Origin of the sequence: Rhodoplanes roseus (assembly GCF_003258865.1) — a bacterium.
GTDB lineage: Bacteria > Pseudomonadota > Alphaproteobacteria > Rhizobiales > Xanthobacteraceae > Rhodoplanes > Rhodoplanes roseus.
In genome coordinates, this window is sequence record NZ_NPEX01000262.1 from 1 (window position 1) to 8,072 (window position 8,072).

Consider the following 8,072-nt stretch of genomic DNA (forward strand, 5'->3'; position numbering starts at 1 on the left):
GTCTCGACCGCGCGGTCGAGACCGGCGCCCGGCATCAGCAGCACGAACTCCTCGCCGCCGTAGCGGGCGGCGAAGTCCGAGGCGCCCTCGGCGACGGAGGTCAGCACCCGGCCGATCTGGCGCAGGCAGGTGTCGCCCTGGACGTGGCCGTAGCCGTCGTTGAACAGCTTGAAATGATCGACGTCGATCATCAGGAGCCCGATCGTGTGGCCGGCCTCGGCGGCCTGCTGCCACTCGGCCGCGAGCCGCGCGTCGAAGCTGCGCCGGTTGGCGAGCCCGGACAGCGCGTCGATCGAGGCGAGCTCCTCCAGATGCTCGTTGACGGAGCGCAGCTCGCGCTCGCGGGCGGCGAGCCGCCCCGCCATGTCGGCGAGCGCGGTGGCGAGCGGGGCGAACTCCGGCGCCCAGCTCTCGGGATCGGTGCGCACCTGCAGGTCGCCCTGGCCGATGCGCGTCGCCGTGCGGGCCAGCGCCCGGATCGGCTCGACGATCAGGTGCTCGCCGACCAGCCAGGCCGCGATCATGGTGAGCAGCGCGAAGAAGGCGACGTGCAGGTAGGCGATGCCGGAGTCGCGGTCGATCCGGCCGAGCACCTCGCGCTCCTCGAAGCCGACCACGATGCGGGCGTCGGTGCCGGGGATCTGGGTGAAGCCGAAGATCCGCCGCACCCCGTCGAAGCCCTCCAGCGCGGCGGTGCCGTCCGGCTGCGCCTGCACGGTCTGCACCAGCGGATGGTTGTCGTAGCGCCGGCCGACCAGCCGCTCGCGGCGCTGGACGCCGGCCAGGACCGTGCCCTTGCCGTCGATCAGATAGGCCGCCATGCCGGCGCGGCTCTCCAGCCCCTGGCCGATGCGGGCGAGCCAGTGCAGGTCGACCGGCGCCAGCAGGACGTCGGTCTCGGTGCTGCCCGGCCGCACGATCGGGAACGCCATCAGCACGCTCGACTTCTCGTAGGAGCGTTCGAGCAGATAGTCGCTGAGCACGTAATGACGGTTGCGCTGAACGTCCTTCACGTAGTCGCGGTCCGAGACGTCGAGCCCGATCGCCTGGCGGCGGGTCGAGCAGGCGATGCGTCCGTCCGCCCCGACCACCGACAGGCTGGTGATCCAGGGTGCGTCGGATACGAAGCCCCACAGGAAGGTGGCACAGTTCGCCGGGGTCGCATCGACGGCCACATAGGCGCGCGCCACCACCTGCAGCAGTGCCCGGGTGGCGTCGATGGTCTCGACCTGGGCGTCGCGGGCGCGCCGCGCCAGGGTGACGACCTCGGCATAGGCGGTCTGGACCCGCTCCACCCGACCGGTCTCGGTCAGGTGCACGCGGTCGATGATCAGCGGCGCCACGGCGAGCAGGGCCAGCAGCATCAGGCGGGCCCGGATGCTCAGCCTCGGCGTGCGGCGGTGCGGCATGCTAAGAGACCGCTGCTGGCTTTTCATGAGACATGTCCCACTCCCCAGATAATGCTACCGCGTCGGGGTAAAGGCGGCCTTCAGCCGATCGCTAAAATTCGAGTCTTTCCGCTATGACGAATCGTGATCGAGGAACATCCGAGCCTGCGGACGATGCGGTGTCCGCACCGGCCAGGCTCGCCGCCGTGCGGGCCGGCATCGACGCGGCCGCCCGCGCGGCGGGGCGCGATCCCGGCTCCGTCACTCTGGTGGCGGTGAGCAAGACGTTCGCGCGAGACGAGATCGAGCCGGTGATCGCCGCCGGCCAGCGGGTCTTCGGCGAGAACCGGGTGCAGGAGGCCAAGGCCAAATGGACGGCCTTGCGCGAGGCGCATCCCGGCGTCGCCGTCCACATGATCGGGCCGCTGCAGTCCAACAAGGCGCGCGAGGCGGTGGCGCTGTTCGACGCCATCCACTCGGTCGATCGCCCCAGCCTGTGTGCGGCGCTGGCCAAGGAGGTCCAGCGCGCCGGCCGCCAGCCGCTGCTGTTCGTCGAGGTCAACACCGGGGCCGAGCCGCAGAAGGCCGGCGTGCTGCCCGAGGAGGCCGACGCCTTCCTGGCCGCCTGCCGCGACGTCTACGATCTCGGCATCGGCGGCCTGATGTGCATCCCGCCGGCCGACGAGGCGCCGGCGCCGCATTTCGCCCTGACCCAGAAGATCGCCCGCCGCAACGGGCTGGAGCTGCTGTCGATGGGCATGAGCGACGACTTCGACGTCGCCGTGCGGTTCGGCGCCACCCATGTCCGGGTCGGCACCGCCATCTTCGGCGAGCGGCCCATGGCGGCGGCGGACGCCGCGGGGGACTGAGCCGCCCGGCCGGGGGGCCGTGAGGACCGGGCCGCGCGTCCCGCCCCCCCGCCAACCCGAGCGCCGCGCGAAATTTCTCTCCCGCCGGCCGGGCGTGCCATAAGGGCGCCCGAGATCCACCCTTCAGCCCGCCCGAGACATCCGCGTTCCCATGATCCGCCTCGACAACATCTCCAAGCAGAACGGCCATCATCTCCTGTTCGTCGAGGCCTCCGCGGCCCTGCAGCGGGGCGAGAAGATCGGCCTGGTCGGCCCCAACGGCGCCGGCAAGACCACGCTGTTCCGCATGATCAAGGGCGAGGAGCCGCCCGACGAGGGCCAGGTGTCGGTCGATCGCGGCGTCACCATCGGCTACTTCTCGCAGGACGTCGGCGAGATGGCGGGCCGCAGCGCCGCCTCCGAGGTGATGGACGGCGCCGGCCCGGTGAGCGCCGTCGCGGCCGAGCTCGCCGAGCTCGAGCACGCCCTCGCGGATCCGGACCGCGCCGACGAGATGGAGGCCATCATCGAGCGCTACGGCGAGGTGCAGCACCGCTTCCAGGAGCTCGACGGCTACGCCCTCGAGGCGCGCGCCCGCGAGGTGCTGGCCGGCCTCGGCTTCTCCGAGGAGATGATCGACGGCGACGTCGGCGCGCTGTCGGGCGGCTGGAAGATGCGGGTGGCGCTCGCCCGCATCCTGCTGATGCGCCCCGACGTCATGCTGCTGGACGAGCCCTCCAACCATCTCGACCTGGAGAGCCTGATCTGGCTGGAGCAGTTCCTCAAAGGCTACGAGGGCGCGCTGCTGATGACGTCGCACGACCGCGCCTTCATGAATCGCATTGTTGGCAAGGTGATCGAGATCGACGGCGGCTCGCTCACCACCTACGCGGGCGACTACGAGTTCTACGAGGCGCAGCGCGCGCTCGCCGAGAAGCAGCAGCAGGCGCAGTTCGAGCGTCAGCAGGCGATGCTGGCCAAGGAGATCAAGTTCATCGAGCGCTTCAAGGCGCGCGCCTCGCACGCGGCCCAGGTTCAGAGTCGGGTGAAGAAGCTCGACAAGATCGAGAAGGTCGAGCCGCCGCGGCGCCGCCAGACCGTGCTGTTCGACTTTCCGACCGCGCCGCGCTCCGGCGAGGACGTCGTCAGCCTGAAGAAGGTGCACAAGGGCTACGGCAGCAAGCGCATCTACGACGGGTTCGACTTCGTCGTGCGCCGGCGCGAGCGCTGGTGCGTGATGGGCGTCAACGGCGCCGGCAAGTCGACGCTGCTCAAGCTGGTCGCCGGCACCACGGCGCCGGACGACGGCAGCGTGGTGGTCGGCGGCAGCGTCAAGATGGGCTACTTCGCCCAGCACGCCATGGATCTGCTCGACGGCGACCGCACCGTCTTCCAGACGCTGGAGGACTCCTTCCCGCAGGCCGGCCAGGGCTCGCTTCGCACGCTCGCCGGCTGCTTCGGCTTCTCGGGCGACGACGTGGAGAAGCGCTGCCGCGTCCTCTCGGGCGGCGAGAAGGCGCGGCTCGTGATGGCGCTGATGCTGTACGACCCGCCGAACTTCCTGGTGCTCGACGAGCCGACCAACCACCTCGACATCGCCACCAAGGAGATGCTGATCGCGGCGCTCTCCAATTACGAGGGCACCATGCTGTTCGTCTCGCACGACCGGCACTTCCTCGCCGCGCTCTCCAACCGCGTGCTGGAGCTGACGCCCGACGGCGTCCACCAGTACGGCGGCGGCTACACCGAATACGTCGCCCGCACCGGCCAGGAAGCCCCGGGCTTGAGGACCTGATCAGGTCGCCGGGTTGGTCGGATACGTTGCCGACCCGACGAGCTTCCCTTCGTCATGGCCGGGCTTGACCCGGCCATCCACGTCTTTGCCGTCGATGAGCTTTGAAGGCGTGGATGCCCGGCACGAGGCCGGGCATGACGAGTCAGGCTCCGACACTGCCGTGAGTCGCCGCCACCGGGGGCACGTAGGCCAGCGGCGTGTGCGGGAGCGACGGCAGCGCGATCGTGATCACGTCGTCCGGCCGCACCTCGCCGCTCCTGATCACGATGCTCATCACGCCGCATTTGAGCACCGGCCCGTCGGGCCCGCGGTCGACCAGGAGCTTGGTGAGCCCGCGCTGGAACTTGTCGATCTGCACGCACGGGTTCCGCAGGCCGGTCAGCTCGATCACGGCGTCGGGTCCGAGGCTCAATCGCGTGCCGGTCGGCAGCGCGAGCAGATCCAGGTTGCGGGTGCTGATGTTCTCTCCCAGCTCGCCGGCCCGGACCGTGTGACCTTGGGTGGCGAGATCGTCCAGCGTCTCGGCCGCGATCAGATGGACCTGCCGCAGGTTCGGCGTCGGGCCGAAGCGCTTGACGTGATAGACGTGCTGGTCGGTGAGGCCGGCATGGGCGTCGCCCTCGACGCCCCAGTTCTCGATCAGGCGGACGACCGCGCCGGCGGGCTTGCTGAAGGCGTGCCCGCCGCTCGCATGCACGGACAGGACGATCGGTCGAGCGCTCGCGTCAGTCGGCACGGATCACCTTCCTGTGTCGGTCCACCCCGGGGCCGATCGGCGTAACCCATCGGCCGCGCGAAGCCAAGCCGAGCCGAGCGCCGCCGCGCCGCGCCGGCGGTCCTTGCCCGGCCGTCCCTCCGCCGCGTAGGCTCGCGCCGTCGCGTGCCGTCCTCGACGAGAGCACGCCGGGAGGAGCCCATGATTCGGACCATCGCCGTGCTGCTCGTGTCGCTCGCGCTGGCCGCGCCCGCCGTCGCGCAAGGCGCGCCGCCCGAGGCCGCGGCCGCGCTGGCGCCGACCGGAACGCTGCGGGTCGCGATCAACTACGGCAATCCGGTGCTGGCCCAGAAGGATCCCGGCAGCGGCGAGCCGCGCGGCGTGTCGCCCGATCTGGCCCGCGAGCTGGCGCGCCGCCTCGGCGTGCCGGCCACGTTCGTCGTGTTCGACGCCGCCGGAAAGGTGTTCGAAGCGGTGAAGCGCGGCGAGATCGATCTGGTGTTTCTCGCCGTCGATCCGGTGCGCGGCGCCGAGATCGATTTCTCCGCGCCCTATGTCGAGATCGAGGGCGTCTATCTGGTCCCGGCCGCGTCGCCGCTGACGACGCTCTACGCGGTCGATCGTCCCGGTGTCCGGGTCGCCGTGGCGCGCGGCAGCGCTTACGACCTCCATCTCACCCGCGCGCTGAAGCAGGCGACGCTGGTGCGCGAGCCGAGCGGCCCCGAAGCCATGGAGATGTTCGCGCGCGACAAGCTCGAGGCGGCGGCCGGCGTCAAGCAGGCGATCGACGCCTTCGCGGCGGAGCGCCCGGGCTTTCGCACCCTTCCGGGCCGCTTCATGGTGATCGAGCAGGCCGTCGGCACCCCGAAGGGCCGCCCCGCCGGCCTCCGCTACCTGAAGAGCTTCGTCGAGGAGATGAAAGCCTCGGGCGCCGTCGCCGCCTCCCTCCAACGCAGCGGCGGCGCCGACGCCACCGTGGCGCCTCCGGCGAAGGGGGAGTGATCTCGTCGCCCTCTATCATCGTCCCTGCCAGTGTCAGGGCGGGCTTCGCCCGTGGCACGACGCGCTGCGCGCCGTCCGCGAGCCGGAGCTTCGATTCAGTCAGCCGCGGAACGCAGCGCGCAGTCTTTCGCGATCCCACTCGCCGATCAGGTCCAGATTGTAGATGTGCTCGGTCAGAGCCGATTCGCTCACGCGCAAGGTCGCAGCGGCATTCACGATGTCATCGCGCTCGATGCGCTGCTGCCCCGGCAACAGCCGTCGCAGGAGCGTGCCGGGCATCAGCAGGTAAGCCGCGAACGCATTCGCCCGTTTCTCGATGCCGGGCGCGACCCAAGGGCCGCTCGCCACAGCCACCCGACGGGCCCGGCCACGGTCGAACAAGACGTGGCAGAGCTCGTGGGCCAGCGTGAACCGCCGGCCCTGTTCGGCGGCGTTGTAGATGCTCGACGTGTTCACCAGGATGGTGGGGCCGAATCCCTCACCCGCAAGGGCGACGCCGCGGATGGTGTCGGTGACCAGGCGGGTCTCCCTGACCTCGATCCCGAGCCGGCGGACGACGCCGCGGATATCGATGTATTCGGCCTCGCCGGGCTCGTCGAGGTCCTCCAAGAGGTCCGCGGCGAAGTCGTAGCCGTCCTGGTGTGGAAGGCCGAGCGGAACCGCGGCACGCGGCCGGACGAGGTCCGCCAGGGCGGGAGCCTCCGCAACGTCCATGCGTGATGCCAGAAGGCACGAGATCGTGTCGACATCCTCGCCGGAAAGATTTGGCGTCACGCCGCCGAACATCGCGACGGCAGGCGAGAATGTGGAGACGGCCGGGACGTTCGCGAGCCGCACGTCGTCGAGCAGACGGTGCGCGGCGGCGCCGATCTTCGCAAGAGCAGCCCGAACGCTCGCGAGGAGATCCGCCGGGACGTAAGCGGTCGCCATCTCAGCGGCCGCCGTGTCGTGCAGCGCAGCGACCTTGGCCGCGAGGCGCGCGACCGCAGCCCGATCGGCATCCTCCTCGGCCGGTGCGGTCCCGACCGCCCAGGTCAGGGCCTCCCAGAGTGGGCCGGCAACGTCCGCTACCGGAAGCCGCGCCGTGCCCGGATCGGCGATGAAGGTGAAGCTGTCCGGCGCGAAGAGCGGTGGCGCCGGGGACCAGGACAGCTCGATGTCGTCGATGAAGCGGCGAACGAACAGGTCCGGGAACAGACCGCCCTCCGCGGCGGCCCGCAGCGCGTGACGACGATACCAGGCCTGCGCGGCCGCGTAGGTTGCGCGTCCGGTCTCGTCGGATTCGCCGATCCAGCGGTCCAGGGCGCGCCGGCAGGCCACCAAGGCCGGTGCAGAAGACTTCTCCGACCAGGAAAAGTCCTCCTCGTGCAGCAGCGGGATCCAATTGTCGGCGAGCCACTCCAGGAGCGGTGACAGATACCAGCCGACATGAGCCTTCGGCTGGTTGCCCTGGAGGCTTTGCGTGATGTTGCGCCCGGCGACGTCGATCCTGAGATCGCCCATCGACCATCCATGGTCCGCCGGCCGACGCTCGCGCGGCTCGCTGTCGCGAACCCACCGCACCGCGATCGAGAACCGCTGCGGGTCTCCAAACCGGGTGAACTCAGTCATCGTCGGATTCCAGCGCCCAGTGGACCTCGTCCGTGGGCCTCTCCATGTATCGCTTCAGGTCGCGTGACCGTATCAGCTTTTCGTCCTGCCAACGATTCTTGAGCGCCGCAGGAACGCTTTGCCACGGCACCGGATAGCCGTGCCAGGTTCCGTCGTTGGTGGGGACGGCGACGAAGGCGATGCCCCGTGCCGTCGCGAAGCGCCGACCGGAGCCGTCCGGACAGGGAAGACTGTTCTCGAACAGGCGCCCGGCCTGCGTCTCTTCCCAAGGGTGCGTGTCGACATCGTTTCCGAGGCCGACATCCGTGATGTGAGTCCATTCCGGGCACAGCGTGCCCTTTCTCCCGGTCGCCGGCCGGTTCTTATGCTTTTTCGAGCCGCGATAGAATTCGGGCATCTCGGGTTTGCACGGCCGGTCAGCGAACAGGGGGCCTTGTCGAATCGGATTTCAGTCGAATTCGGCCCGAGCCGAGGCGGTTCTCGCGCCTGCGTTCCTGAGCGCGAGCGCCACTGCCGAAAACACGTCTGCGTCCGAAAGGCGGTGATCGTAACAACTGCGGGCTGGCCCGGCAAACCGCACAAGAGCGCGAGGCCCCGGCCTCTTGACTAAATTCCTATCCGGTTCACACTCCCTCCGTCCCGCTCCACGAGGGACGTCGACCGGTGACGTCGGGCGGCGGAGCGGGCCGGTGGCGAAGGGTGGCGGCGGTCGA

Annotated in this window: 7 protein-coding genes; 3 read left to right on the plus strand and 4 right to left on the minus strand. The window is 70.0% G+C overall.

Annotation, left to right across the window (positions count from 1 at the left end):
• Positions 1-1,409, minus strand: a 1,409-nt coding sequence (locus CH341_RS25110; protein WP_111421711.1) for a sensor domain-containing diguanylate cyclase, incomplete at its 3' end; no start/stop codon positions are given.
• Between the two features lie 113 nt (positions 1,410-1,522).
• Between CH341_RS25110 and CH341_RS25115 the strand changes: the two genes are divergently transcribed.
• The gene (locus tag CH341_RS25115) at positions 1,523-2,257 is read left to right on the plus strand and encodes a YggS family pyridoxal phosphate-dependent enzyme (protein WP_111421712.1); all 735 of its coding nucleotides are present in this window, start codon (positions 1,523-1,525) and stop codon (positions 2,255-2,257) included.
• 151 nt (positions 2,258-2,408) lie between these two features.
• Positions 2,409-4,031 carry an ABC-F family ATP-binding cassette domain-containing protein gene (locus tag CH341_RS25120; protein ID WP_111421713.1) on the plus strand — a complete coding sequence of 541 codons (1,623 nt, stop codon included), beginning with the start codon at positions 2,409-2,411 and terminating at the stop codon, positions 4,029-4,031.
• A 142-nt stretch (positions 4,032-4,173) separates the two neighbouring features.
• On the opposite strand, the gene CH341_RS25125 is transcribed toward CH341_RS25120, so the two are convergent.
• Positions 4,174-4,767 (minus strand): MOSC domain-containing protein, encoded by a 594-nt coding sequence (locus CH341_RS25125; protein WP_111421714.1) that lies wholly within the window; start codon positions 4,765-4,767, stop codon positions 4,174-4,176.
• A gap of 180 nt (positions 4,768-4,947) precedes the next feature.
• Here CH341_RS25125 and CH341_RS25130 point away from each other — a divergent pair, with 180 nt between their 5' ends.
• Entirely contained in the window at positions 4,948-5,748 is an 801-nt protein-coding gene (locus CH341_RS25130; RefSeq protein ID WP_111421715.1) for an ABC transporter substrate-binding protein, read from the plus strand.
• A gap of 99 nt (positions 5,749-5,847) precedes the next feature.
• On the opposite strand, the gene CH341_RS25135 is transcribed toward CH341_RS25130, so the two are convergent.
• Positions 5,848-7,359 carry an ImmA/IrrE family metallo-endopeptidase gene (locus CH341_RS25135; RefSeq protein WP_111421716.1) on the minus strand — a complete coding sequence of 504 codons (1,512 nt, stop codon included), beginning with the start codon at positions 7,357-7,359 and terminating at the stop codon, positions 5,848-5,850.
• On the minus strand, positions 7,352-7,756 hold the full coding sequence (locus CH341_RS25140) for a hypothetical protein (protein ID WP_111421717.1): 405 nt from the start codon (positions 7,754-7,756) through the stop codon (positions 7,352-7,354). Before CH341_RS25140 ends, CH341_RS25135 begins: the two co-directional genes overlap by 8 nt.
• Between the last annotated feature and the right edge of the window lie 316 nt (positions 7,757-8,072).